The 24,136-nt window shown below is 43.8% G+C and carries 18 protein-coding genes; 10 read left to right on the top strand and 8 right to left on the bottom strand.

The window, feature by feature from the left end; genetic code table 11:
• Nucleotides 1–9 precede the first annotated feature (9 nt).
• Nucleotides 10–1,086 (top strand): YncE family protein, encoded by a 1,077-nt coding sequence (locus T426_RS0105215; protein ID WP_199898586.1) that lies wholly within the window; start codon nt 10–12, stop codon nt 1,084–1,086.
• A gap of 272 nt (nt 1,087–1,358) precedes the next feature.
• On the opposite strand, the gene T426_RS24965 is transcribed toward T426_RS0105215, so the two are convergent.
• From T426_RS24965 to T426_RS24960, 3 genes are all read right to left on the bottom strand, one after another.
• Nucleotides 1,359–2,360, bottom strand: coding sequence for a hypothetical protein (locus T426_RS24965; protein ID WP_025864571.1), 1,002 nt, complete (start codon nt 2,358–2,360; stop codon nt 1,359–1,361).
• Nucleotides 2,361–2,407: 47 nt separating this feature from the next.
• On the bottom strand, nt 2,408–3,118 hold the full coding sequence (locus T426_RS0105205; RefSeq protein WP_027585373.1) for a hypothetical protein: 711 nt from the start codon (nt 3,116–3,118) through the stop codon (nt 2,408–2,410).
• Nucleotides 3,119–3,429: 311 nt separating this feature from the next.
• Nucleotides 3,430–4,302 carry a phosphatase PAP2 family protein gene (locus T426_RS24960; RefSeq protein WP_199898585.1) on the bottom strand — a complete coding sequence of 291 codons (873 nt, stop codon included), beginning with the start codon at nt 4,300–4,302 and terminating at the stop codon, nt 3,430–3,432.
• A gap of 350 nt (nt 4,303–4,652) precedes the next feature.
• Between T426_RS24960 and T426_RS0105195 the strand changes: the two genes are divergently transcribed.
• Nucleotides 4,653–5,243 (top strand): DUF4251 domain-containing protein, encoded by a 591-nt coding sequence (locus T426_RS0105195; RefSeq protein ID WP_025864568.1) that lies wholly within the window; start codon nt 4,653–4,655, stop codon nt 5,241–5,243.
• A gap of 426 nt (nt 5,244–5,669) precedes the next feature.
• Nucleotides 5,670–6,248 (top strand): DUF4251 domain-containing protein, encoded by a 579-nt coding sequence (locus tag T426_RS0105190; protein ID WP_025864567.1) that lies wholly within the window; start codon nt 5,670–5,672, stop codon nt 6,246–6,248.
• A 138-nt stretch (nt 6,249–6,386) separates the two neighbouring features.
• On the opposite strand, the gene T426_RS0105185 is transcribed toward T426_RS0105190, so the two are convergent.
• The 3 genes from T426_RS0105185 to T426_RS0105175 all read right to left on the bottom strand — a co-directional run bounded on the left by T426_RS0105185 (nt 6,387) and on the right by T426_RS0105175 (nt 12,914).
• Nucleotides 6,387–8,096 (bottom strand): SusD/RagB family nutrient-binding outer membrane lipoprotein, encoded by a 1,710-nt coding sequence (locus T426_RS0105185; RefSeq protein WP_025864566.1) that lies wholly within the window; start codon nt 8,094–8,096, stop codon nt 6,387–6,389.
• Nucleotides 8,097–8,115: 19 nt separating this feature from the next.
• Nucleotides 8,116–11,184 (bottom strand): SusC/RagA family TonB-linked outer membrane protein, encoded by a 3,069-nt coding sequence (locus T426_RS0105180; protein WP_027585372.1) that lies wholly within the window; start codon nt 11,182–11,184, stop codon nt 8,116–8,118.
• A gap of 494 nt (nt 11,185–11,678) precedes the next feature.
• Nucleotides 11,679–12,914 (bottom strand): ROK family transcriptional regulator, encoded by a 1,236-nt coding sequence (locus T426_RS0105175; RefSeq protein ID WP_025864565.1) that lies wholly within the window; start codon nt 12,912–12,914, stop codon nt 11,679–11,681.
• Between the two features lie 475 nt (nt 12,915–13,389).
• On the opposite strand from T426_RS0105175, the gene nhaA reads away from it, so the two are divergent.
• Together nhaA and ung are read left to right on the top strand one after the other, a co-directional pair.
• Nucleotides 13,390–14,733, top strand: a complete 1,344-nt coding sequence (gene nhaA, locus T426_RS22805; protein WP_025864564.1) for a Na+/H+ antiporter NhaA — start codon at nt 13,390–13,392, stop codon at nt 14,731–14,733.
• 129 nt (nt 14,734–14,862) lie between these two features.
• The gene (ung, locus tag T426_RS0105160; protein WP_025864563.1) at nt 14,863–15,525 is read left to right on the top strand and encodes a uracil-DNA glycosylase; all 663 of its coding nucleotides are present in this window, start codon (nt 14,863–14,865) and stop codon (nt 15,523–15,525) included.
• A gap of 31 nt (nt 15,526–15,556) precedes the next feature.
• Here the strand turns inward: ung and T426_RS0105155 are convergent, their stop codons facing one another.
• Nucleotides 15,557–16,207, bottom strand: a complete 651-nt coding sequence (locus tag T426_RS0105155; protein ID WP_025864562.1) for an HAD family hydrolase — start codon at nt 16,205–16,207, stop codon at nt 15,557–15,559.
• Nucleotides 16,208–16,440: 233 nt separating this feature from the next.
• Here T426_RS0105155 and T426_RS0105150 point away from each other — a divergent pair, with 233 nt between their 5' ends.
• The 3 genes from T426_RS0105150 to T426_RS0105140 all read left to right on the top strand — a co-directional run bounded on the left by T426_RS0105150 (nt 16,441) and on the right by T426_RS0105140 (nt 20,783).
• Entirely contained in the window at nt 16,441–18,522 is a 2,082-nt protein-coding gene (locus T426_RS0105150) for a prolyl oligopeptidase family serine peptidase (RefSeq protein WP_027585371.1), read from the top strand.
• A 180-nt stretch (nt 18,523–18,702) separates the two neighbouring features.
• Nucleotides 18,703–19,287, top strand: coding sequence for a penicillin-binding protein activator LpoB (locus tag T426_RS0105145; protein ID WP_025864560.1), 585 nt, complete (start codon nt 18,703–18,705; stop codon nt 19,285–19,287).
• Nucleotides 19,288–19,382: 95 nt separating this feature from the next.
• On the top strand, nt 19,383–20,783 hold the full coding sequence (locus T426_RS0105140; RefSeq protein ID WP_025864559.1) for a COG3014 family protein: 1,401 nt from the start codon (nt 19,383–19,385) through the stop codon (nt 20,781–20,783).
• Nucleotides 20,784–20,957: 174 nt separating this feature from the next.
• Here T426_RS0105140 and T426_RS0105135 read toward each other — a convergent pair whose 3' ends face one another.
• Nucleotides 20,958–21,413, bottom strand: a complete 456-nt coding sequence (locus tag T426_RS0105135) for a Dps family protein (RefSeq protein WP_025864558.1) — start codon at nt 21,411–21,413, stop codon at nt 20,958–20,960.
• 101 nt (nt 21,414–21,514) lie between these two features.
• On the opposite strand from T426_RS0105135, the gene T426_RS0105130 reads away from it, so the two are divergent.
• Nucleotides 21,515–22,462 (top strand): LysR family transcriptional regulator, encoded by a 948-nt coding sequence (locus T426_RS0105130; protein WP_025864557.1) that lies wholly within the window; start codon nt 21,515–21,517, stop codon nt 22,460–22,462.
• Nucleotides 22,463–22,901: 439 nt separating this feature from the next.
• Complete coding sequence (locus T426_RS0105125) at nt 22,902–24,089, top strand: helix-turn-helix domain-containing protein (protein WP_025864556.1); 1,188 nt, start codon at nt 22,902–22,904, stop codon at nt 24,087–24,089.
• The last annotated feature ends 47 nt before the right edge of the window (nt 24,090–24,136 follow it).

Raw genomic sequence — 24,136 nt, 5'->3', positions numbered from 1 at the left:
AATGACAAAATGAAAAGAAATTTTCTCCACATATCGGCTGCATTTTTCCTGGTAAGTTTATTCCTAACGGGATGCATGAACGACAATGCCTGGATAGATGCACACCGGCAGGGACAGTCCGACCAGGTGCTATCCGGCTCCGGCGTATTCATCGTGAACGAAGGAAACTTCATGTCGGGCAACGCTACCCTCTCCTTTTACGATATAACTACCGGCGAAACCACCAATAACCTGTTTTACCGGACCAATGCCCTCCCGTTAGGCGATGTGGCCCAATCGATGAGCATTCTCGACTCGCTGGGATACATTGCCATCAACAATTCGGGAAAAATCTACATCATTAATACTGCAACCGGAAAATACTCCGGGAAAATCACCGGACTGACCTCGCCGCGCTATATCCATTTTGTCAGTCAGGAAAAGGCCTATGTAACCGATTTGTATGCCTCGGCCATCACCATTTTCAACCCGGTTACCTTTCAAATTACCGGAAGCATTTCAACGCCCGGCCATGCATCCACCGAACAGATGGTACAGATCGGCAGCACACTATATGTCACCTGCTGGTCGTCCGACAATACCATCCTGAAAATAGATACCGGGACGGATGCCGTTACCGGGGAAATCAAGGTAGGTAAGCAACCCAAAAGCATGGTGAAAGACAAGAACAACCAGCTCTGGGTACTGTGCGACGGGAATTATGGGAGTACCACATCGGGCGGCCAGGCCGAATTACAACAGGCAAATCCGGAAACCGGACAAATCGAGAAATCGTTCGCGCTTAACTCCGACAATATTGCTTCGGATTTGAGCATTAACGCTACGCGCGACACATTGTATTTCATCAACAACGATGTATGGCAGATGCCCGTCACGGCATCTCAACTTCCGGCAACGCCGGTATTAAAAAACCCCGGAACCATTTATTACGGCCTCGGGGTCGATCCGGAAAATTCGGATATTTATGTGAGCGATGCCATCGATTACCTGCAACAAGGATTGGTTTACCGGCTTACGGCCAAAGGAATTCCTGTTGACACGATGAAAACAGGAATCATCCCCGGCTCATTCTGTTTCAGACAATAGCTGCTCCCCGGGAAATTCATGGGTATTTTCCCTCCCGCAGAGCTACGGCAACATAATGTCGCATGATTTTTCGTTTCCCCGGAGTCAGGGCATGAGAATGTCGCATGATTTTCATGTCCCCTGAGGCCAGGGCACGAGAATGTCACATGATTTTTCGTTCCCCTGAAGCCATGGCATAAGAATGTCACATGATTTTCATGCCACAACGCACCGGACACCACCTCTCTTCATCCGGTATCCTGAATAACACTCAGTCAGTCACCACGGGAGGTTCAGAATTTGAAAGCAACATTTAAATGAAACCCGGTGATGATATGGTGCGTGTCGTGCACCGGGTACCAACCAGTCATATTGGGTGAAATGGTCACGCCTTTCACCGGATTAAACTCGATACCCCCGGTATAAAGCCTACCGTCCTCAATTACATGCCAGCCATCCGGTACCCCGCCAATGTGTTTCGACATCAACTTATCGTAACGGAAAAACAGGTTTGAGTTATTCTTTAGCTTCAGGGTACCATAGAGTGAAATTCCTGATAAATCATGGTCAGCAACTCCGCCATGTTCTTGCTGATTGTTGTATTCAAACCCGGCAGTAAAATTCTTCCCTCGGTAACCTACAAACGCTGCATAAGTCATTTGCGCTTCTATCTTCTTCATGTAGTCGAAGTAAAAACGAACATACAGGTTCTTCAGCGGAACTGCAGTTACTCCGGCGGTGTACATCAGTGTGCTGTCGGACTGCAAATGCTCGTAGCCTTCACCATTCAGGATCGAAAAATCAAAACTTGCCTTAGGAGTTGCCTGCCACCTGAGTGACGTACCCAAATCGGCACTGGAACCAAATTGATATTGTTCCATGAATGATTTGAGCAGGTAGCGGTGTCCCCAGAATGCCTCCTGCAAACGAAACTGGTTGGTCGGAATCAAACCAAATGCAATCTTCAATTTTTCGTTATTGTATTGCAAAAAAGCATTTTTCAAATAGGCAGTCATCTGTAAATTTCCCATGCCTGGATTATCAACATCAAAGTTGATTTTTCCGTAAAATTTGGAGCTGAAGTAATACTCATACCCCAAATACGCTCTGGAAATTTCGAAAGCGGGCTGCCACTTGTAATTCGTTACTTTGTAAGTGAAATCGCTAAAAACCTGGGTGAAAACTTTCCCGTGTGGCTTGAACGCGACGGTATCCTGTGCCAATTCTTTTGACTGAGCATACGCACTGTTTCCAACCATCAGCAGAAACAGCAAGACGACTTGAATCTTTTTCATTGTAAGAACCTGTGAAAAATAAACTTGATTTGTGTGACAGATTGTTTTTATAAGCGGAATCTCAAACCGACCTGGAGGTCATAAAACCGGGTATCGAGATGCGGATGTGGCCTGAGCGGAAATGGATGCCCTGAGGTGTCAACTTTCCATCCTGTAAAAGTTAAAGGAGGAGCATTATCGGCATCGTGAGCCAGCAAATACCTTGCTTCGGCAAAAAGACTCAACCGCTTGTAGAGTTTGTAGTTGACCCCATACAGTAACTGCATGGCCGGTTTGATACTTTTTTCCAAACCGGGTGTGGTTTCTGTAATACCGACACCGACGCCAACGCCCCAATAGCCGTATAACGACTCACTATTGTCTTTCGTTTTTTGTATGAAAGGAATACCCGTCTTATGAAGGAAATCCAGCAAAAACAGATTGCGCGCCTGCTCCATATGTTTAAAGGGGGGAATCTCGGATGAAAGGAATTTAATACCCTTACCATCATTCTTCCAGTAAACGTAACTGACGGCAAACCCAATCTTCTTGTGCCAATAGGTCAAATCCAGGTTGTTCACAGGCGACCATGAGGAAATTGCTTTCGAGGTTTTCAGGTTTTTAACCAGGACACCATTCTCATAGTACCTGAATTTTAAATCCTGTCGGCCAGGACACTGAAGACCATACCCCACACTAACGCTCAACTGACAAAATCCAGTCGAGATTGTCAGGAGATAGATGACGACAGAAGCCGCCAACATTTTCTTTGAAATCATTATCAGAACATTAACCGTTAATACACATGCATTTACAAGCTGCCTCAGTTAAGGTCATCTGATTCAGTTTCGTAGGCTATCAATATAAAAAATCAGGAAAAAAGTAAGTTCAATCACAGCAAACGAATGCCGAAGTCAGCTTTCATCATCCTTCGCATCCCCTATTTTCAAAAATTGGCACATCAATAACTATCCACTTCAGCTCAGATTCAATTTCGAAACCTGAGAAAAAGAGCCAATGATGTATTTTCTTTTGATTGTATTAAAAAATTGTTGATCAACGAAGCAGAGATTTGCTTTCCCGAATCTCTTTAAAATGTATAAGCAAGCGAAACACCGCCGCCTTTGTGATACATCGCCGGAGCAAACACCAGGTTACTTTTCTTTCCCCAGCGGTGTTGATGTGTGAGATATACAAACTCCACCGATAGAATTCCGATACCAGCCCCGGCCAGTACATCCGAAATCCAGTGTTTGTTGTTCATCATGCGCAGGACGCCAACACCGGTAGCGGTAACATAACCTCCCACACTAATCCACGGGGAAATATGACCGTATTCTTTGGCCAGGAAAGTGGCAGAAAGAAATGCCTGCGCAGTATGACCTGACGGGAAGGACGTGAATACTCCTCCATAAGGACGCTCTACCCGGGACACATGTTTGATACCATATACCACCATGGACATCAATAATTCAGCCTTGGCTAAAATCAGGCTTTGATTCAGCAAATCGTTACGTCCTTTTACGCCCGCAGCACCCAATCCCAAGGTTACAACAGCCGGTGCAAACTGCAGATAGTTATCAGCGGTGGTATGAAAATCGGGATTCCATCCATGCATGGTTTCATGAATGGTGTATTTACTTAATGCGGTATGACTTGGAACAGCCATAGTAATCAATCCTGCCGCTATTAATCCGGCAGGAAGAATGGCTTTTCGAACAAAGACAGGACAAGTTTTATTTCCGGACTCCTGCTGAAGACTGTCTTTTTGCATCTTCTCCTGCCAGTAATCATAAACATCGGTTTGCGTTGTCAACAAGGAATTGGTTTTTGCAGATACACCAACATTCTCAGTTGTAATTTTGCTACCCTCCCCCTTTTGCATGTGAAATTCCGTTGCTGCACGGACATTTCCCATCATCACCATCATCAGAAAAACAAACAACAAAAATCGATTAGCCATATTCATATATTTCATTTTTATACGGTTACCGGAGTGGTAACAATTTAACAGTTTGCTGAAAATGTGACAATTTTTCCAGTTGGCTAAAGAACGTTAAAAAAATCCGACCGAAAAATTAGGAAACGGTTAAAATTTATTAATCCTCTCTCTACCAACCCGAAGCCCAATACCCAGGCCTAAAACAATCATAAACAATTCATTACATATAAAAAACTAAGACTACCGGCTTATTTTCACGAAAATGACAAGCAATCATGGTGTAAGTTTTGTATGAATTGTAAGCAACAAATACTGAATACTATTTCAGAGAAAAGAAACAACAGGATTGTCTTACATAAAAATTTGACGTCATGAAAACAAAAGTAATTATTATGATGATGAGTATCATGCTCGGATTTGGAGCCATGACACAAAGCTATGCACAGGATACACACACAAACGTTGAAAAGAACCTGTCGCGGAAAGCAAGAAGAGAACTGCGGAAGAAAGAACGAATTGCCGCTGACCAGTATATGTTTCAAAGTGCAAAAGCAGCATTAAAAGATGGCAACTGGGTACTGGAATCCAATCGGTTAATTACCAAATGGGGAAACACCATACCTGTTGATAGTAACACAAATTTTGTCGAACTACAAAATGGTACAGCTTATATGCAATTAGCCTTTGCCGGACATAACGGACCAAATGGAATGGGAGGAATCACACTGAAAGGCAAGCCTACCCAAATCAAAATGAGTACCGATAAAAATGGCGACGTATACTACCAAATGTCTGTAATTGGCAATGCACTGACTGCTGATATCATCGTCCGCCTAGGGAATGGGGACAATTATGCGAGCGCCCAGGTAAATGCAATTACCAATGGTGCCCGGCTTCAGTTTGCCGGACAACTCGTACCAGCAAGCGATTCGACAGTTTACCGGAGTGGAATGGATTTCTAGGCATGAATAAAAAGAAATGAAAGCGAGGCGAAGAACCCCGCTTTTATTTTGACTGAAAAGCAGAAACCTTACCTCTTCGATTGTAAACATCCAATTATGACTACCACGCCAGAAACCGATTGACGATAGACAACCTCAGTTATAAGAGTGCTTTGCAGGATCCGACACTTCTTCCGGCAGTAATTGATAAAAAGTCCTAATCATCGACATCCTATCGTTAAAAATTATTAATCACAACAACTGACATCTTGTTCACAAAAAGCCGTGAATCGACCGAAAACACTGCCAAGTCAAAACACATGCACCAATTTTATATTCCTCTCATCAATAGAAATATACAAATCATGGTCTAAGTTTTGCAATAGAAAAAGTGAAGTTCATAAAGCAGAAAAACAAAAGAATTGTATAACATAAAAAATTAACGTCATGAAAACAAAATTAGTCATAATGGTGATGGGTGTCCTGCTTGGACTGGGCACTGTCACACAGGTACATGCACAAAACTCCGACCCGATGATGACGCGCCAGGAGAAAAGAGCAATGAGGAAAAAACAACGGACAGCAGCCGATATGGCTCAATTCGAACAAGCCAAACAGGCGCTCGAAAACGGTGACTGGGTATTGGAAGCCAATCGTCTCTACACCAAATGGGGCCGGTTAATCAATGTAAGCGACCAAACCAATTTTGTATCGCTGGAAAACAACACTGCTTACATGCAATTGGCATTCAACGGCTACACAGGTCCCAATGGACTGGGTGGAATCACGCTGAAAGGAAAGCCGACCCAGATTAAAATGACAGAAGACAAGAATGGTAATATCACCTACCAGATGTCAGTTATTGGGAACGCCTTAACGGCTGATATAACAGTTCGGTTGAATAAGGGAAACAACTTCGCTGATGCAGAAGTCAATGCCGCGACGACCAGTGCCAGACTTCGTTTTGCCGGCCAGTTAGTTCCGCTCGACCAGTCTACTACCTACCGCAGTGGAATGGATTTCTAATAAAATGATGAAGAGAAATACAAAAAGCGGGACCTTGAAGGATCCCGCTTTTAATATGGTTAAAGCGAGGGAGCCGAAGCCCCCTCGACAATCTAAACTACCAGTATCTGAGATACTGAGTGAAAGGTCAAGTTAGGTTTATTTTGCCCACCACAATTTCGTGGCCTGAACATCTGGTCCCTGATCAGCAATTGCTTTCTGCAGATTGTCGTTGTTTGTACTGTACGGGCTGGAACCATACCGCATACGTTGCGGGTAAGCACCGTCTAAGTCACCCATAGAGAAAATATCCGCATCCTGCACACCCTGTGCAAGTGAAACAGGATATCCCAGTTTACGGACAACGGCCCACGCTTCAAAACCTTCGGTATAATTAGCTAACCAACGCTGTTCGGCAATTTTTTGCATATCGTTGGTGCCATCCAGATTGGCCATTGGAGAATTTGCCATAAAATCATCTACTGCAGCTAGATAATCATCTTTATTCATTCCAATTCCGTTATTCCACAACAGCAACGCTTGTTTTAAACCTTCGCGATAAAGCGTATTGGCATCGCCGGAACCATATCCATCCAAAGCAGCCTGTGCCTGCATGAAATACGATTCAGCTGTTGTCAACACAATCTCAGGAGCAATGGGTTGTCCCTCGTTCTTCGCCTGAATGATATATTGAGATGGTGTACTGAAAAACTCGGTTCGAGCATAATCGCGCATAGAACCATTAAAACGAACAGGTTGACCAATATAATATTTATTCTTGTCCATCGAAATGACGGTCTCACTTTTGTCATTGATTCGTTCGGTATAGGTAATACCGACATCATCAAATACACTAAGAATAAAATCCTTACGCTTTTGATACATGTCCGCATCGTCAGATTCAGGATGTGGAATAACAAGGCTATCGCCACCAGCTGCCGGTTGAGCATATTTCGACAAACGTGGGTCATCATTTTTTTGTAACAGGTCTATCAAAGATTGACTAACTGCCCAGCCTGAACCGATACCAAGATTATTCCATACATCACCATAGCAGGCACTGCTCCACTGGCTAATTACGTTGTCTTTAGGAAGCAATACGTTATCTGTCGCACTAGTAAGCAATGGATCTGCCAATGCTTCTTTAATAGCTTGGTCAACAAATGAAGCACCGGATGCACCACGGGCACGTAAGGCCACTTTCAATTTCAGTGTGTTGGCTAACTTTTTCCATTTACGAAGGTCTCCTCCATAGAATAAGTCATTTGAGCCCAAATCTTCGAATCCACTCCCTGTAACCGCAGTATCTCCTATCAGCGTCATGGCGGTATCCAGATCATTGATAATTCCTTTGTAAATGTCTAGCTGAGAATCAAATTTAGGATAGAGAATTTGGGTATTCCTAGCCTCCGAATAGGGTATCTCACCAAAGGTATCTGTAAATCTCTGATAAAACAAACTCTTCATAACTAGTGCTGTCGCATAAGCGAGCGGATTTTCCCTTCTTCCTCCCGCCTCAGTAAGTTTCAGATAGGTATCGATGGTACTTGTACACCCCTCAAAATAGTCCCAGACTGCATTCGTATAACCGACATCAAACGTATATCCAAATCCATCAGACCACTTGCAGTCCGAAGCCCCATAGCAAAACATGCCAGAATACCGATCGGCATTCGCCAAAAGAGCTTCCTGATATGAATTAAAACCAGGAGCAAAGAGTCTAACTTGTGCATTAGTCAAAATATAACGTGCATAGACCTGCGTTTCCTGTACTGCATTGGGATTCTTATTGATATCAACAAAATCTGAAGTGCAACAAGTCAACGACAGAGCCATAACAATAAGTACAAGAAATCTAATTAAATTCATAACTTTCAGTCATTAGTAATTAAAACTTCAGATTTAGGTAAACCCCCAGACTACGGGTTGTTGGTAATGGATAGAAAACAACACCTTGCGAACAAGATGACGAAGTATAAATTGATTCCGGATCAAAGTTATCTATCTTTTTATAAAGGAAGAAAAGATTTCGCCCAATTAACCCAAGCGAAGCTCCTTTGACCAATGAGTTATTTAACATATTAACAGGAACATTCCAAATCAACGAAAATTCGCGTAAACGAATATTGGTCCTATCATATACATATTCTGATGCAATTCCACTTACTGTTCCCCAATATTGCTGAGCAGAAATAGGCAGGCTATTAGTTTCCCAGATTGGGTTTTCAACTGTTCCGGTATTAACAACTCCATCAACTACCACGCCTCCGTCACGATATTGCAAGGTGCGTTTGCTAGTACCTGCTGCATCCATTTGGGCATCCAAACCAGAATATACTTTGCCACCGTAACACCCATCAATCAACAAATCTAATCGGAAGTTTCTATAAGTAAAAGTATTTGATACACCTCCTGTCCATTTGGGCTGATAACTTCCCAAGTATATTTTTTTGTTGCTTACCTGCGGCAAACCATCTGCATTCACAATAAGCCGACCGTCATCTGTCCTCGACATTGTAGTTCCATATATATCTCCTATCCCACCGCCAACAGTAGCTGCTACGATAACATCACCATTATCGGCCTCTGAAAAAACATAACGATCGACACCCGGAGCGAGTTGACTCACCTTGTTTTTATTCATGGCAAAATTCATCGCAATATCCCAGGTCAATTTCCTATTACGAACCGGGACTGCTCCCAGCGTCACCTCAACCCCTCGATTCCTAATTTCTCCCGTATTCTCTCTCATTAATTTATAACCAGTGGATGGAGATACGGGTACATCCAGAGACAAATTCTTCGACTTCATATCATAATATGACACATCTGTATACAAACGATTATCAAAAAAATGAAGTTCACAACCCACCTCCAGAGAACTAACCTGTTCCGGCTTCAGGCTGGGATTCATCTTGATAGAATCGCGCGACATGGTTATCTCACCTAAATAAGATCCACTAATCCCTGAAGCCCCATAAGTATTATATAACTGAAAAGGAGGTGTAGCATTACCGGTTTTCGCCCAACTTAACCGAACTTTTGAGTAATTCATGATAGAATTTTTCAACTCCAATAAGTTATTTAGCAATATGGAGGTACTAATCGCCGGATATAGATAGGACCAGCCGTTTTCCGGAAGAGTCGATGACCAGTCATTACGTGCTGAAACATCAAGATATAACCAATAATTAAATGAAAGACTAGCGGTTCCGTATAGTGAATTGATTTTCTTTTTCTCCAGAGGATAGAAACCTGGATGCAAAACAGATGCACTCAAGAAAGGAGCAGCTTCCGGGACAAGGAAGTCCTCACCACTGATTTCGTGCCCTCGAAAACTCTGTTGCATAGCATTTCCACCTATAGCTGCACTCAGGCTAATCCTTGGAGTCAATCCCTTCTTCGCCAGAAAGAGAAAGTCTGCATTCGTCTCCTGTATTTGACTTTCAAGATAATTAAATTTTCCCGTTGGATAATTCCAATTTCCATACTGGTTGACCGTTTCAATATTCATATTTGTTGCATCAGTACCGATACGGGCATAAGCAGACAACCAACTAGCTATATCATACCGTACTTTGACAAATCCTAAGAAACGATCCTTCCTAGCATCATAACGATCATGAAAAGTCGTCCAATATGGATTTGAATTTTGAGTAGTAGCTCCTACCGAGCTAAACGTTGTAGGCTCCTGATAATTTTTATAATCATTGATATCAACATTTCTTGGGATATTGAATAAGGAGGACATCAATCCTTCTGGTCCTGATCCCTGAAAGTTTTTATCATATTGTTCCAAATAGGTAGCTCGCGCATCAATAGTCAATTTGTTTGTTAGTCTTGCAGAACTTCTTAGGTTAAAATAATTCTTATCAACCCGGGAATTAGGAATGGTCAGATTTTTACTAGTATTAGTAAATGAAAAGCGCATCTTGACTTTTTCACGTCCACCAGTCAGGGCCAATGTGTTAATAAAAGTTGAACCCGTATCAAAAAAATCTTTAACATTATCCGGTTGTGGACTGTAAGGATGATTTTCACCGGTATAATACAGCTGGCTGGAACCATCCATTTTGGGTCCCCATGAACCTCCGCTCTGTTTCAATAAATCAACAGTCGAAGGAATCACCCCATGTGTTCCCTGACCATATTCATTCTGATAATCAGGAAGCAACATCGGATTTTCAAAAGTGGTATTCGATGAGAAAGTCACACCAATACCTTTCCGAGCCGAACCTTGCTTAGTTGTAATCATAATGACCCCGTTGGCAGCCCGCGAACCGTAAAGTGCTGCAGCATTTGGTCCCTTCAATACTGATATTGACGCGATATCATCCGGATTAATGTCAGCCATACCAGAACCGTAATCCACCAGAGAAAATACACTACTCTGATCCATGGGTATACCATCGACAACATAGAGCGGTTCATTACTACCTGTCAGTGAACTACGCCCTCGAATAATCACACAGGAATTACTGCCTGGCCCAAATGAGCCAGGGGTGATACTCACTCCGGCAATCCGACCTGCCAATGAGTTGACTGGATTGGTTTCTTTTATAATGGAAAAATAATTGCTACCGACCCCAGCAACAGCATATCCCAGTGATTTCTTTTCACGGGGAATCCCCAGGGCTGTAGTCACAACGTCATCGACATCTACCCCTTTGGTTATCATCGAGATATTAATTTTCGAACGACCATCTACAGGGACCTCTTTATTTTCCATCCACACAAATGAATATACAAGAACAGCATTTCCCGATTGAACAGCAATGGAGTAATTGCCATTGGTATCCGTAACGGTACCATTGTTTACTCCTTTCTCAACGATAGATACCCCGGGAATAGGCTGACCGTCGGACTCGGAAACAACTGTTCCTGTAACCGTGTGCTGGGGATATGCACTACTGATAAGTGCAAGCCACACCACCAAAGCCAAAAAAATTTTCTTCATAAGACTTTTATAAATTCTACAATAAAAACAGAATTTGTAAAATATTATTGCGACGTATGAAAGAAATGTAAATATTATCCAGCTTGATTTTTACTCCAAATAAGTATAGGGGCTCTTGGTCTCATTTCCCAAATGTTTTAACCATATTGAATTTGTCCGTTTTGATCCATTCAATGTCTTGCAAATACGATATAGGAAGATTCTACAGGACATTACATTTAGGCATTCCTGTCTTACACACTACGATGCCACTCTCCTATCAATGCCAACCATTTGCATCCTTAAATGACTTACCAAAACGAGGAATATGATATCTGTCATTAATCATTTACCTAACAGCCATTCAAAATATGCAAAGCTGCACTAAGAAATATATGAAAAACTGTCAGGCATAAACTGTATTTAATTCTCCACTATTCACATTATAGATAAAGACCAAGCTGTGAACTAATGCAAACAAACCAAACTGGTAACGCCTCCCTAAATAAATCTACTTATCTAATTTCATCCATTGCGTCACCAAAAACCTTTTGAAAAAGCATGGCAGCTATTCCGAGCAAACCCGAGTGCTCATCGATCTCCGAAATTTCGAGACGTACATTACTGCAGATATTTTCCAGGCAATACTGGTTTAAGGACTGTTGGATAGGTGTCATAATGTATTGATTGGCTTGTGAAATAGGACCACTCAGGACTATCAATTCCGGGTTAAGCAATTGAATCAGAATGGAAAGTCCTTTTCCTAAAGCACTGCCTACTTGATTTAAGATAGAGATGGCGAATTCGTCACCGCCGCGTGCGGCATTAATTACATCTTCCGTCTGCATCTCATCCGGATTGTTCTTGAAAATCCGGGTTAATTGCGAAATCGTGCCGTTCTTAACGCCACTTTTTGCCAGGTTGAGCAGTTTGTTGGCTGATGCCATGGTTTCGATACAACCCCGCTTACCACAGATACACAATTCGCCTTCATCTTCCAGCCTAATATGACTGAACTCGCCGGCAAACCCACGTGAACCGCTGTAAAGCTGGCCGTTTAATATCATCCCAACGCCAAGTCCCCAGCTCCAGTTCAGCACAACCGAATTCACGGTATTCTGCGCTTTACCGAAAACAAATTCACCAAAAGCCTGCATCCTGGCATCGTTATCGATGTAAACGGTCTTTTGAAACTTGGCACCGAAACGCCTTTTTACATTCTGTAAAGAAGCATTTTTAATGGTATAATTGATTCCTTCCACTGAATCAATCAATCCGGGCATATCGACACCAACAGCCACGATCTTTTCTTCGGGGATACCAGATTCGCGAACCAGTTCATTCGCCGCTTCGTGAAGCTTATCCACCAGTTTCGGATCGTCAATATTGGTTTCAATAAAACGAATAGGGGTTACTTCTTCGTTGTGGCAATTAAATATCGTCGCTTTCGCTTTATAGCGTCCCATATCGACGGCAACAATATAAAAAGCTTCAGCAACCAAACTGTAAAGAGCCGGTTTTCTTCCCCCCCGCGACTCTCCAATACCGCTGGTTTCAACCGCTTTTAAGGCGATTAACTCATCAAGCAGCGTTTTAGTCGTAGGCAGGCTAATACGAACCTCCTTACTCAGATCTGACGCCGACAGCGAACGGTGTTCATACAACAAACTCAGTATCTGCATGCGCTGACGATAGCGCTTAATACCGTTCACAGTCAACCTTCGACTTTCCTCTTTACCTATTAGAATCATTTATAGCGTTTCCAATATTTGCAGATACTAATTAAAGATAAATTTACATTTAAGTCAAGTCATTGTTAAAATTTTTTAAAAAGATTTAATAGTTGTGCATCTTTACTCAGAAGATCTTGTCATAAACACAATACTCAAAATAGGTCTTACTGAATTGTGTATGTTTGAACATTTTGCATTAGTTCGGCTTCTTATATTCTTTTTTCTCTTAAAACATCAACCAAGTGTTGAACCTCTGGAAAAACCGGAGTATTTCGGTATATTCCCAACCAAGGCATTGATGAAACCCAGTTGATCTCTTTCCCAATCAACATCGTTGCTTCCACATCAAACTTCACCGGCAATTTTTTGTTATCTTGTATCAAGCAGTCTGACTGGAAATTTTCCCCGACAACGGGAATTTTTTACCTTAGCAGGATTATTTTTCAGGCCGCTTGGTCAAACGATTTTCTTAACCTGACGACAAATTCACCTTATGCAGGAAATGGTTTCCAAAAGAGTTATCCAGGCATCCCGCCGAAGATTTCACCAATTTCTCGAGAACGATGCCTCGGGAGGTATTTTACTCATCGTCTGTACGATTGCAGCTCTCCTCTGGGCCAACTCGGCCTTTCATGCATCATACGAACATTTGTGGCATACCGAAATCGCTCTGAAAGTGGGTAGTTTTGAAGTGGGAATGCACCTGTTGCACTGGGTAAACGACGGGTTGATGGCCATTTTCTTTTTTGTTGTCGGATTGGAAATCAAACGGGAAGTCATTGCCGGTGAACTATCGAGCATGCGGAAAGCGGCACTTCCGGCGTTGGGAGCTTTGGGAGGAATGGTTTTACCCGCCCTACTGTTTTCGGCACTTACCATCGGGAAAGACGGCGCACAGGGATGGGGAATCCCCATGGCCACCGATATTGCATTTTCATTAGGTATCCTTAGTTTGCTGGGAAAACGGGTTCCGCTTTCGCTGAAAATATTTTTGGTGGCACTGGCCATAGTCGACGACCTGGGTGCCATTATGGTGATTGCCATCTTCTATTCCTCGAACCTTCAACTGGAATACCTGATGCAGGCGTTCGCTCTTATTTCGCTCCTGCTCATCATCAACTGGATGAAAGTTCGCAAGCCCTGGGTTTATGTGGTCATTGGAACCATTGTCTGGTATTTCTTCCTGAAGTCAGGCATACACGCAACCATCGCAGGAGTGTTGGTCGCCTTTACCGTTCCGGTCCGGCGCAACCTGATGACCAACGAATTCAACGAGCATGTCGAAAAATTCAACATGTGCGACGATTGCGCCACCTCATATACCCTTCCTGACCAGGAAATACATAAACTCGATAATCTGAAACGCCAAATCAAACTGGTCCAGAGCCCGGCCCAGCGCATCGAACACATGATGCACAAAATGGTGAATTACTTCATCATGCCAGCATTTGCTCTCGGAAATGCCGGTGTAGTGCTCGATGGCGGCAACATGGGCCCGTACGGATATTTAAGTCTAAGCGTGGCCCTTGCCCTATTTGTGGGAAAAGCGTTGGGTATCACGCTCCTTTCATGGGGTGGAGTGAAGCTAGGGTTAGCCGAATTACCACAAAATATCAAATGGTCGCACATGTTCGGGGTTGCTATTCTGGGAGGATTGGGATTTACTATGTCGCTCTTCATCTCTAACCTGGCCTATTTCGACCTTTCGATGTTGAACGCTGCGAAATTGGGTGTATTGGGAGGTTCACTGGTAGCTGGAGTTGTCGGATATTTACTACTGTCCAAAATTCTTCCCCGACCGAAAAATGAGGAATTCAGCTATCCCGTGGAACCGTGAAGACAGTGAACAATGAGAAATAAAAAATAAAGTTAAAAGAGTAGGCTCAGACAAAGACAAAGGCGAAAAAAATGAAAAAAGCAGGTCTGAAATCTCAAGTCTAATATCTAACGTCTATTATCTCGTTCTATGGATGTCAAAATAGAAGAAAGCTGGAAGAAAGTTTTAAACGAAGAATTTGATCAACCCTATTTTGAAACGTTGGTACAGTTTGTAAAAGACGAATACGCCCGTCACAAGGTATATCCTCCAGGTAAATGGATGTTCAATGCGTTCGATACCTGCTCGTTCGATGATGTAAAGGTGGTGGTACTCGGCCAGGATCCCTATCACGGTCCCGGACAAGCACATGGACTTTGTTTTTCCGTTCAGGATGGCGTAGCTTTTCCCCCTTCGCTTCAAAACATCTTTAAAGAATTGGACAACGATTTGAATATTCCTATGCCCAGAAGCGGTAATCTTGAACGCTGGGCACATCAGGGAGTATTTCTGCTTAACGCTACACTAACTGTTCGTGCCCGTCAGGCTGGTTCGCACCAGAACAAAGGCTGGGAAACTTTTACCGATGCAGTCGTTCGTAAACTAGCCGAAGAAAAGGAACACCTGGTTTTCTTGCTGTGGGGAGCCTACGCCCAGCGCAAAGGCGAATTCATCGACACCAATAAGCACCTCGTGCTAAAAGCACCGCACCCATCACCCTTCTCCGCTGACCGCGGCTTTTTCGGTTGCCGGCATTTCAGTAAAACCAATGCGTACCTGGAACAACACGGAAAAACACCTATTGAATGGTAAAACTGAATTGATAATGGAGAATGCGGGTTATTTAGTTCTCCTTCAAAAACTCTCCCAACTCCTCAACCGAGCCAACCAGTTTCCATGCACCGTTTTCATGGAGCTCTTCAGCTGAACCGTATCCGTAGGTAACGCCAACAGCTTTTATGTTGTGAACGCCCGCTCCTTTCATATCGTGCAGCCGGTCACCAATCATTAATGATTCATCCGGAACTATGCCATACACCTGGATAAGAAATTCAATCACTTCCGCCTTGTAGTTGCGGGTACCGTCCAGTTCAGGACCGGAAATTCCATCGAAAAAGGGCAACAGACCAAAATGACGAAGAATCTCAGTAGCATACACTTTCGGTTTACTGGTCGCCAGGTAAATCTTTTTCCCGGCGGTTTTCAATTGCGTCAGCAGCTCCGGAATTCCGTCATACAAATGGTTTTCGTACATCCCTTTTTCAGGAAAATAAACACGGTAGAGCTCCACCGCTTCCTCGGCCGCGTCATCCGTAAGGGAAAAATGATGTTTGAATGAATCGAAAAGCGGCGGACCGATAAAAGAAAGCAGTTGCTCTTCTTCTGGCGTCTCGATATTCATTTCGCGCAAAGCGTAACGAATAGAGTTAAAGATTCCCTCTTTCGGGTCGGTCAGTGTACCATCAAGGTCGAAAAGGATATTCCGGTAGGCCATGAGTGTTTTCGCGCAAAGATAAAAAAGTCAGCCGGCATCTGTCAAATTTATTCCGATCGGAAAACATGGATAAAAATCATCGCAGGGAAAAAGGATATTGATTTACTTAACAAAATCTGTATTTTCACAGTAATCATTACACTGACCTATCGATGTACCGCTTTAAAGATTAACCGAGAACTCTGCTTTACAGAGATTCCGAACAGGAACACCGATGCAATTAAAGACGACCAATGAAAAAATTGATGACCATCCTTTTGCTTTTACCTTTTACATTAACAGCTCAACCGCTAATCTATCCACCCGCAAAGAAAAGTGCTACAGTGGATACATTTTATCACCATTATATCGTTCCTGATCCCTATCGATGGATGGAGAATTTGCAAACTCCCGAGCTAAAAGAATGGCTGGAAGCGGAAAAAGAACTTTCGAAAAAATACCTGAAGAAAACCGGCTATCAGTTCTCGACTAAAACCAAAATCGATCAGTACAGCTATGCCAAATACAAAATTGTCAGGAAGATAGGCAAGTACTACTTCGGATATGGCTATTACAACAACCTTGGTGTTGCGGCACTGGTTTTCAAAGATAATCTCAAAGCAGACTGGAACCTCTTAGTCGATCCTAACTACATTTCGTCTCACGACAAAATAACGCTCAGATACTATCGCCCGAACAAAAGTTCGAAGCTGTTGGCGTATGAGTACGTTCGCAACGGAAGTGACTGGGCAGAAGCCAACATTGTCTCACTCGAATCTGGACATCACCTGAAAGATCATTTGGTTAACCTCAAGTTCTCGCCCCTGGCCTGGCGAGGCAATGGTTTTTATTACAGTCGTTACCCAAATGAAAAAAGGCTTGAAAAGACATTGAATCAGGAAGTATTTTACCATAAAGTGGGAACGTCGCAGGACGAAGATCAACTGGTTTTCAAACGTAACGATCCGACACGACAATTCGATTTTAATACCACCAAAAACGAACGTTTTTTCGTTCTGAAGGAAGAAGTTCCTGCGACGGGAACCTGCAATATTTTTTACATCGATTTTAATGATCCCAATCCCATACTCAAACCACTGTTGATGAAATTTCCGGACGATATCAATATCGTTGGAGCATGCAATGGTAAGTTCATTGCAAAAACATGGCATAATTCACAAAATGGTATAGTGGTCGAAATTGACCCCAAAAATCCATATCAATGGAAGACGTTGGTTCCTGAATTTCCGAATGCCGTTCTTACAGACGTCATCCTCACAGATGAAAAATTAGTAGTAGCTCACCAAAGCCCGTTTCAACCTATCCTATCCGTTTACAGTTATGAAGGGAAATTGCTTCATTCAAAAGAATTGATGCTCGGAACCGATGTTTCCGGATTCAGCGAAAGCGCGGATGGTGAAGAACTCCTATATTATCTGTCAGGGTTCACTTTGCCAAGAGTACTTTTCTCGTTGAATCTGTATAACTACGAAAACAAGCCGGTTGAGAAAACAGAAGTATCCTTTGACTACGAAGATATTGTGGTAAAAAGGGCTTTTTATACCGCTCGCGACAGTACTCAGGTTCCCATCTTTCTGGTGTATATGAAAGGCATGGAAAAGAATGGAAATAATCCCATGTTACTGGAAGGATACGGAGGTTTTGGCGTGCTGTCCACTCCTCATTTCGATCCGGGGATTATTTTGTTCCTGAAGAAGGGTGGCATTTTCGCCTATGCGGCGGTACGTGGCGGTGGCGATTTGGGTAGTGACTGGGTCCTGGCCGGACAAAATTTGCACAAACAAACCTGCATCAACGATTTCATCGACGGGGCCACCTGGCTCATCAGCCAGCAATATACGAATCCAACTAAACTGGCCATTACCGGGGCATCGCACGGTGGAATGCTGGTAGCGGCCGCGGCCATTCAGCGTCCGGAACTATTCCGGGCTGTAGTGCCGCAAGTAGGAGTATTCGATATATTAAGACTGGAAAAATTCACGGTGGGAAATGTCAACACATACGAATTTGGGACAGTCACCGACTCCACTGAGTTTGTTAATATGCTTAGCTATTCCCCGCTGCAGAACATTCAACCCGACGTGGATTACCCGGCCATGCTCATTATGACGTCCGATAACGACGACCGCGTGCCACCATTCCAATCCTATAAATTTGCTGCTGCGCTACAGAACCGCCCGGCACAAAAGCATCCGATTCTGTTACGAGTGGAAAATAAAGCAGGTCATTACGGTTCCGTAACACTACGGGATGACATTGACGCGACAGCCGATAAATATTCTTTCATTTTCGATCAATTAATTAAAAAGAAATAACCTGTTTTTTAAGGGCAGCTCCATGATGAAAATGGTTAACGCCTTTTCACAAAATATGCCATAATTTTTTGTCGATTGAAACGACTCATTTAATGCATTTTTCGAACAATCGCCTTAACTTACGGCATATGTTTTGTAAAAGAGAAAACGGAAAATAGATTGTAACCAAAAGACATCATCATGAAAAACCAAATTCGACTAATCGCACTGATAACTTTTGCCCTTGTTTTGGGCTCCTGTTCACGACAAGTAACCCGCGTTGCCACCGACCAGGCCATCGACCTAAGCGGCCGCTGGAACGATACCGACTCGCGCCTCACGGCCGAAGCCCTTACCGAGCAAGTGCTCAACCAACGTTGGCTACACGATTTTGAACAGTCTCACGGGCGCAAACCCGTAGTAGTGGTTGGATTGGTGTACAACAAATCAACCGAACACATCGACACCGACACCTATATAAAGGACGTCGAACGGTCGTTCATCAATAGTGGACAGGTACGCCTCGTACAGGCTGGTGAAAAACGCGAGGAACTCCGTGCCGAACGTCAGGATCAAAATACCTACGCCGCCCCGTCTACCGCAGCCAAGTGGGGCCGCGAACTGGGTGCCGATTTCATCATGCAGGGCGACATCAGCTCCATCGTTGATGCGTACAAACGAAATAAGGTGGTTTACTACCAGGTAAACGAGGAGCTCACCAACCTCGAAACCAATGAGGTAGTTTGGATGGGCGAAAAGAAAATCAAGAAAGCCATCCGCAACTAATTCCCTAATAAAAAATACCACAGCCCTGTTTCGTTCACCGGAAAGAATGGGGCTGTGCTTCCTTTTTCTGCAACCCGGCCAAATCTTTTCCCGGCATGAAGAAAATTGTTGTCCTCATCGGATTATGTATTCTTCCGTTGTTTTTTTTCACCGGATGTGCCACCTATTACCAAAAAAATCAGGCTTTTTACCAAGCTTTCGAAAGCGGCAATATCGACAATGCTGAGAAGATTATTGTTCAGGCCAAGAGTAAAGTGAAGCCCAAAGACCGGTTACTCTATCTCCTCAACCGGGGAGTAACTACGCGTATGTTAGGTGACTACCGCGAGAGCATCAAACTGTTTGGTGAAGCCGACCATATGATTGAAGATTACAGCACCAATTACGGTGCCGAAGCGCTGGCGCTGATTTCCAATCCGATGGCCACTCCGTACCGTGCCGAAGATTTTGAAAAGGTGCTTATCCATTTTTACCAGGCCCTCAACTACATCGACCTGAAGCAGTACGACGATGCACTGGTAGAGTGCCGCCGCATCAATCTGCAACTGTACGCCATCAACGACAAGTATCCCGACCACAAAAACCGGTATCAGGACGATGCTTTTGCTCAACTGCTCACCGGTCTTATATATGATGCCCTGAAGGATTACAACAACGCTTTCATCTCCTACCGGAATGCTTATAACGTGTACCAAAACAGTTACGCCAAAGAATTTGGCCTCACGGCACCCGAACAGTTGAAGCACGACCTGGTGCGCACCGCTGCTCTCACCGGTTTTGGGCAGGAACAGCATAAGTACGAAGCAGAGTTCGGTTTCCAGTACCAACCGACCGATACCATTGGTTCCTCGGCAGTATTCTTCTGGCTCAACGGTCTTGGCCCGGTAAAGAGCGAATGGTCGGTGAATTTTGCCTTGGTGAAAGGCGAAGGAGGCTGGGGAACTTTCGTGAACGACGAGTACGGACTCTCTTTCCCTGTCTATCTGGGGGGGTTGTCGTCGAATGAGAAATCGGGACTCAATGATTTGCGCTTCATCCGGGTGGCCATGCCCCGCTACTCCGACAGGCAACCGGTATACAACGAAGCAACCCTGACGACAGCATCGGGAAAAAGTTATCCGTTGGAAATTGCCGAAGACATCGACGCCATTACACACAAAACGTTGCACGACCGGTTACTGCGCGAAATGGGAAAAGCCATTCTCCGCTTGGCTGCAAAAAAGAGCGTTGAAGCGGTAGCCACCAAAAAAAACGATGCACTGGGCATGCTGGTAAGTCTGGCAAATGCCGTTACCGAAAAAGCCGATACCCGCAACTGGCAAACCTTGCCTTATGAGGTAGGCTATATTCGCATTCCGCTGAAAACCGGCTCCAACAACCTCACGTTGCACCTCGCTCCTGGAAATCAAACCCAAACCTTCAACGTGAATGGGCAAAGCGGCGAAACACGCTTTATCACGTATCACACGTTGGAAAGCTTTCCTCCGAAACCGTAGAAAATTCTGATACAACATAAAAAAAGGGTACCTGCCAATGCAGATACCCTCAGGGTTAATACTATCAGAATATGGGAACAGAACTTATTTCTTCACCACGCTTTTCATTCCGGGTCATCGATACTACTTCCCATGCTTTTCCGATAGTTTGCTTTTTATTCGAACGTTCTGACTTTAGGATAATGTAGTATTCAGCATCCACAGCTTTTTCTCCGTAGAGGCAATTAATTCACTGATCAGCGCCACCGTTCCCTCGTCACCATTATTCGACGCAGCTTCCAGTACCTCACGATACTCGCCCAGCAGGTGCTCAAAATTCTCCACGGTGATTTTCAACGTTTCCTTGCCGCGAGGAACTTCAGCTACCGGCTCTACGCTGGTCTGGTCGAGGTATTCGCTGAACTGATGGTACGGCACACCACCCAGTGTCAGAATCCGCTCAGCCACATCATCTACCACATCGGACAGTTCGGTATAAAAACCTTCGTACATCTTGTGTAACTGATAAAAATCGGGGCCTTTCACCAGCCAATGCATCGCCCGCATATTTTGATAAACGACCTGTAAGTCGGCCAATACATTGTTCAGTTGATTCACTACACTGTTGTTGTTTGTTCTTTTTGTTTCCATGATTCGATATTTAAATTGTTTGTTATTCTGTTTTGTTACTACAAAGATGATATTTTCTATTTTTATAAATATTTATAGATACATAAGCAAAAGATTATACCATGACCTTATTACAATTGTCGTATGTACTCGAATTGAGCCAGCATGATTCATTCTCTCTAGCAGCCAAACGGCTTCACATTTCCCAACCGGCACTGAGCCTGCAAGTCAGCAAGCTGGAAGAAGAGCTGGGGATGAAGCTGTTCAAGCGCTCTCCCAACCGGGTAGCACTAACGGCCGAAGGGGAACTGTTTGCTGAAAAGGCCCGTGAACTCCTGCAATTGGCCGATAATCTGAAGGATTTGCCTTTCGAGCTGGAGAAAAAGCCTGAAGGAGAATTGCGGGTGGGTGTCATCTCAACATTGGCACCATACTGGTTCGCTATGTTCATGGACCAATTCGCACAAGTCTACCCTAACATCCGGTTAACCGTCAAGGAATTAAAGACCGAGGAGATAATCGGCCAACTCAAAAACGGACAGCTGGATGCCGGCTTCATTTCGACTCCGGTTTCGGCAGCGGGAATGGTCTTCCGCCCACTCTTCTATGAAAGATTCTATCTGTATGTGTCGGAACAACACGAACTGTACGCCTCCGAAAGTATCGATCTGGACAAGGTTGATTTAAAGGAGATGTGGTATCTACAGGAGGGAAACTGCTTCCAGAACCAGGTCGATTCGGTATGCATGTACGCGAAGGAACCGGGCGAATACCAGAACATCGTTTACCTGTCGAATTCCATCGAATCGCTTTGCCGCGTAGTGGAAAACAGTGGCGGAATTACTTTCATTCCGGAGCTGGCCACCCTTTCGGTGAGCCCGGAAAAAGAATTGATGATCAAAGAAATAGACAGAACACCACCGGTACGTGAAATTAGTCTGGCAACCACCCGCATTTCGAAGAGCGACCGCCTCATCGGATTTCTGCTGGAGGAGGCTTTGAAGGTCATTCCCAAACGAATGCTGGCCAAACCGGTAGAGAAAACGCTGGATACCGGATTGAAGTTCTAAAATGAATATATGCTGTCTCTATTTAAGCCCTAAAACCATTAAATTTCATCTTAGTGACGAATTGCATTGCATCCAAAAATGAAAAAAGGGTGCCCCGACCGGAACACCCTTTATGTGCAGATGGCACAAACATTTGCCTTTCACCTGAAATGTAACCTAAGCACAAAACTCAAAATGTGTAATGTGAACCAAGTTGCCACCTGCAGCTGTGACAGACACAAACGACAGGAGAGAGAAACAGGTGTATCTACTCCAAAAAAACACCCAAAAAAAACACTGTATTCATTTACCTTAATGCGAATGAAAGTATGACAAAAAGATTATTTGTACCTTGCAGAAGGTAAAAACCAATTTTCAATTGGTACATTTTTCCTCCCCCCTTGGTAGTTGATCGCATTTTGTAGCTTTCAAGAATTAATTGTTTTACTGTACCAACCTTATGATACGTTACCTGGCTGTGCTCAATCCACTGTACGCGACCCTTTTTTGGGCCATTGTTCTCGTTATGGGAACATACCGGATGAACCGCGCCAAGTTCATGCTTGGGGTATTCATGACGGTGGCTTTTTTGCTTTACCTGGGACATGCTTTCTACTTTACACGCGAGTTCCGGATTTTTACCTGGTACGAATGGATATATACGCTCACCAGTCTATCGGTTTTTCCTTTGTACTACCATTATATCAGACTATTGACCGTACAGGTAAAACTAACACTCTCCGATTTCCTTCATTATATTCCGGCTCTAATTATTGCCATAACTAGTTTGTTGCTCATCATTTTTATGGGGCCAATAAACCGTCTGACCTACCTTCATCAGCTGGAGCATGGTTCGCACAACTTCTATCTTTCCGACAATCCGTGGATTGATGCCTATCAAATGCTTTTCATACTGAGCCGCCTCGTTTTTGGAATCCAGGTTTTTGCTTATCTGGGACTGAATATCCGGCTCATCCGGAAGCACAAGGAAAATATTGCGCAATACTATTCCAATCCGGAAGAACTGAGTCTGAACTGGGCACAACTAATGTATATTTTTCTTTTGCTCACCTCGGTGGCAGGTTTTATTTTCAATGTCATGGGGCGAAGTACCTTTCTTGACAACAGCCTGAAACTGCTCATCCCGTCGTTCACTTTCTCCGTACTTCTGTTTATCATCGGTTACCTGGGCAACCGCCAGGACCAGATCGTGAAACAGATTGTCAAACTCGATGAGATGTACCCTGAAGGAGATGCGACAGAGAATGAATCAAACGATGTGGTTGTCAAACTGGAAGCGTATTTCACTTCGCAAAAAGCCTACTTAAACAAAGACCTGAAAATATGGGAGGTCTCGAAAATACTCAACAGTAACCGAACATATATTTCAGGCATCATAAATAAGCATTACGGAATGAATTTCTGCAGCTACGTCAATCATTATCGTGTCGAAGAAGCACGCCGGATGCTCGAATCTGAATCATTTGACGGCTATACACTGGATCATATTGGTGACCTGTCGGGATTTGGTTCGCTAAACTCCTTCATCCGTGCCTTTCAAAAAGAAACCGACATTACGCCAGGAAAATATCGCGAAGACCGCAAAATCAGGAAGAGCGAGCAAGCATTTGCCCGGACCAAATCATAAGCACTGGATTACACCTTAATTTTCTGTATTCCCGAAAGGGACTTACC

The sequence above is a fragment of the Prolixibacter bellariivorans ATCC BAA-1284 genome, assembly GCF_000621705.1.
Taxonomy (GTDB): domain Bacteria; phylum Bacteroidota; class Bacteroidia; order Bacteroidales; family Prolixibacteraceae; genus Prolixibacter; species Prolixibacter bellariivorans.
Note: the sequence above shows the minus strand (reverse complement) of the source record. Positions and strands in the feature narration are given on the sequence as shown.

Excerpts from the sequence above, each read along its gene's own strand:
- T426_RS0105175 (WP_025864565.1), bottom strand. The coding sequence starts at position 12,914 with ATGATTCTAATAGGTAAAGAGGAAAGTCGAAGGTTGACTGTGAACGGT.
- T426_RS0105145 (WP_025864560.1), top strand. The coding sequence starts at position 18,703 with ATGAAAAACCAAATTCGACTAATCGCACTGATAACTTTTGCCCTTGTT.
- T426_RS0105155 (WP_025864562.1), bottom strand. The coding sequence starts at position 16,207 with ATGGCCTACCGGAATATCCTTTTCGACCTTGATGGTACACTGACCGAC.
- nhaA (WP_025864564.1), top strand. The coding sequence starts at position 13,390 with ATGCAGGAAATGGTTTCCAAAAGAGTTATCCAGGCATCCCGCCGAAGA.
- T426_RS0105185 (WP_025864566.1), bottom strand. The coding sequence starts at position 8,096 with ATGAATTTAATTAGATTTCTTGTACTTATTGTTATGGCTCTGTCGTTG.
- T426_RS0105130 (WP_025864557.1), top strand. The coding sequence starts at position 21,515 with ATGACCTTATTACAATTGTCGTATGTACTCGAATTGAGCCAGCATGAT.
- T426_RS0105140 (WP_025864559.1), top strand. The coding sequence starts at position 19,383 with ATGAAGAAAATTGTTGTCCTCATCGGATTATGTATTCTTCCGTTGTTT.
- T426_RS0105135 (WP_025864558.1), bottom strand. The coding sequence starts at position 21,413 with ATGGAAACAAAAAGAACAAACAACAACAGTGTAGTGAATCAACTGAAC.
- T426_RS0105150 (WP_027585371.1), top strand. The coding sequence starts at position 16,441 with ATGAAAAAATTGATGACCATCCTTTTGCTTTTACCTTTTACATTAACA.
- T426_RS24965 (WP_025864571.1), bottom strand. The coding sequence starts at position 2,360 with ATGAAAAAGATTCAAGTCGTCTTGCTGTTTCTGCTGATGGTTGGAAAC.
- T426_RS0105205 (WP_027585373.1), bottom strand. The coding sequence starts at position 3,118 with ATGATTTCAAAGAAAATGTTGGCGGCTTCTGTCGTCATCTATCTCCTG.
- T426_RS0105125 (WP_025864556.1), top strand. The coding sequence starts at position 22,902 with ATGATACGTTACCTGGCTGTGCTCAATCCACTGTACGCGACCCTTTTT.
- T426_RS0105180 (WP_027585372.1), bottom strand. The coding sequence starts at position 11,184 with ATGAAGAAAATTTTTTTGGCTTTGGTGGTGTGGCTTGCACTTATCAGT.
- T426_RS0105215 (WP_199898586.1), top strand. The coding sequence starts at position 10 with ATGAAAAGAAATTTTCTCCACATATCGGCTGCATTTTTCCTGGTAAGT.
- T426_RS24960 (WP_199898585.1), bottom strand. The coding sequence starts at position 4,302 with ATGGCTAATCGATTTTTGTTGTTTGTTTTTCTGATGATGGTGATGATG.
- T426_RS0105190 (WP_025864567.1), top strand. The coding sequence starts at position 5,670 with ATGAAAACAAAATTAGTCATAATGGTGATGGGTGTCCTGCTTGGACTG.
- ung (WP_025864563.1), top strand. The coding sequence starts at position 14,863 with ATGGATGTCAAAATAGAAGAAAGCTGGAAGAAAGTTTTAAACGAAGAA.
- T426_RS0105195 (WP_025864568.1), top strand. The coding sequence starts at position 4,653 with ATGAAAACAAAAGTAATTATTATGATGATGAGTATCATGCTCGGATTT.